Source organism: Mesorhizobium sp. M7A.F.Ca.US.006.01.1.1, assembly GCF_003997935.1.
In the GTDB taxonomy this organism is placed as follows: domain Bacteria; phylum Pseudomonadota; class Alphaproteobacteria; order Rhizobiales; family Rhizobiaceae; genus Mesorhizobium.
The window spans coordinates 1-1,265 of sequence record NZ_RZQL01000485.1; the positions used below are offsets into that span (position 1 = coordinate 1).

Annotated in this window: 1 protein-coding gene and 1 pseudogene; both read right to left on the reverse strand. The window is 52.8% G+C overall.

Going from position 1 to position 1,265, the window contains the following annotated elements; genetic code table 11:
* The coding region (gene repB, locus EN943_RS37050; RefSeq protein WP_127416616.1) for a plasmid partitioning protein RepB at positions 1 to 808 on the reverse strand (808 nt) is incomplete at its 3' end.
* Positions 805 to 1,265 (reverse strand): annotated as a pseudogene (locus EN943_RS37055) (plasmid partitioning protein RepA); the annotation flags it as partial. The pseudogene EN943_RS37055 and the gene repB, both read right to left, overlap by 4 nt.

Genomic DNA, 1,265 nt, shown 5'->3' on the forward strand with positions numbered 1-1,265 from the left:
CATTAGTACCCGCCGGCAGCGTCTCAAGCAGCATGATGAATCTGTCATCGGACGTTGCCTCGCGAAATTTGCTTTTGTGAGTAAAATCAAAGGCTCTCGCGAGCGAGCCTTCTACGGAATAGCGGTTTGAGAATTCCTGCCATCGTCCTCGACCAATCCCGGGAGCTTTACCGATCGATTGCAGTATCTCCTTATCGACGGAGGACGCGATTTTGATCATCTCGGAGACGTGCGATTTTCCTGTCGACAACGAAGCGCAGATAGTGTCCCTTTTGTATCCTGCTTCCTGCTGCGCAAGCGCAAAAGCGCATTTTTCGATGTATGAAAGATCCTCTCGAGCGGTGTTTTCTTCCCCTTGGAAAATGACTGCTTGTTCATCATTCAACTCGCGGACGGCCGCTTTGAAGGGGATCCCAAGCTGCTTGGCGGCCGCTAGTCTCCTCCGACCATAGACGATTTGAAACTCGCCATCCTTGCCTTGTACTGGCCGAACCAATCCAGGCACAATTTGACCGCGCTCCCGCATGGATTCTGTGATTTCAGCAATGGCGGAAATCTCGTAGGCGTCATCATATCGATCGGTGATAGATGATGGCCTTATTCTGTCAGGATCGAGTTCAATGATTTGTTCGCCTGACTTCAGTAACTTGTCAGCGATATCGCTTCGTTCTTGCATTTGGCGAACACCAGCCGCCACCTTCATCAGGTGCGGCGATGACGTGCGCCGGCCAAGGCTCTCCTCCGAACTCTCCTCCCCGAGTTGCCCCAAAACAGCAGCAAACATGCCCTTAGAGTCTTTGCGGCTCACTGTTCACGCCTCCATGCCATTGTGATGAGGCTTTCTATTTCCGCATTCGCGGCATTAATGGATTCGATTGCGCGATCATAAGTTTTAGGTGCGGAGAACCTCGATCGTTGCACCTCATAGAGGCTCTGTTTCCAAGTAAGAGCGTCCGCGACCGCCGTGGATTTGGAGACGGAATTGAGCAGTAGATCCTCGCCAAACACTTGACGCATTAGCGCCTGCATATTGGCTTGTGGATGGTCGTTGGCCTCAAACTTTGTGATGAGGAATTTTGCGAAATCCCAACGCGCGCCGGCGCCGGCCTCATCCAGGATTTGCATATAAGACGCGGCCAGCTCCAAAAACTTGCCCGTGGAGTCGACATCGAGCATGTGCGCTGGAACGGGGATAAGGACCCCCGTAGCGGCAGTGAGCGAGGAAAGCGTCAGGAAATTTAGTGACGGCGCACAGTCGAGAAGAA